We start from the raw sequence: 960 nt of genomic DNA, 5'->3' as shown, positions 1-960 counted from the left end.
GACGGTTGCCTTGCTCAGGTCGCTGATGTCGGCCGACGCTGTGAATTCGCCTTTCACGCCCGTACCGCGTGCATGCACAACGCGCTCCGGGATGCGTTCGCGGTCAAAGCGCTGCAGTTTCTGCAGCAATTGCACGTCCTGCAGGAGTACCGGGCCCTGGGCACCGGCGGTCTGCGAGTTCTGGTTGTCCCCGACCGCCGCGCCATTGTCGCGGGTCAGGGTCTCGGCTGCGTAAGCAGTCGGAATGGTGATAAGGCCGACGGCTGTTAAACGAACCATGTTTCTGGACCAGTTTAATAACGGCATTTTGAATCCCTCATATTTTTTTAGTAGGCCGGGCCATGTTATGCGCGCGGGGGGAAGTCGGCGATTATAAAAATCAATCGGGCCGATTGAGATAAATAGTCGTGCAGGGAGGGAACCGGAGGGGCAATTGTCTTACTACCGTGAGCGGGGTTCGAATGATGAAGTGGCGAGTGCCACTAATATCAAGTATTTGCGTTTTAATATGCTGGTCTTAATTCTATAAATCATTGAATAATATCAATAAATAAGTTTTCTCTACGGACCGTTTTGAATCAGTTTTTTTGGGTTAATGAAAAGCAATCGCATTTGTCATTATTGTCAATTTAACGGGTTATTACCGGAGTTCCAGAACGAGCGTCCCAGATAAATAATAGTTCACTGCTGGAGTAGTGGCTCTTGGATACTACTTGTCTCGAGGTATAGCGCGTAATAAGAAACACTATGTAACAGTCAGGTGGGAAACAAAGGATCATCGGTGAGCATCCGGGAGTTACACATGTGAGCAACGCTTCTGCCGGTCCTTCATTCGCTAACGGGTTATCATGGGCGCCACCCGCCTCAGGCAAGCCTTACCCTCGGAGCCAGACGTTCAATGCCCACTGTCATGCTGTTGCAAAACCCGCCGCCGGAATTCATTCGAAGCCAGATCCAGCA

1 protein-coding gene is annotated in these 960 nt (G+C 50.7%); it reads right to left on the bottom strand.

All coding sequences use genetic code 11. The annotated features are described in order from the left end of the window. Nucleotides 1–279 (bottom strand): catalase (locus BZK31_RS28820; RefSeq protein WP_167378141.1); only part of this gene is annotated, 279 nt, incomplete at its 3' end. Nucleotides 280–960 lie beyond the last annotated feature (681 nt).

The organism is Pseudomonas floridensis, from assembly GCF_002087235.1.
In the GTDB taxonomy this organism is placed as follows: domain Bacteria; phylum Pseudomonadota; class Gammaproteobacteria; order Pseudomonadales; family Pseudomonadaceae; genus Aquipseudomonas; species Aquipseudomonas floridensis.
This window is presented reverse-complemented; position numbering and strand designations above follow the sequence as displayed.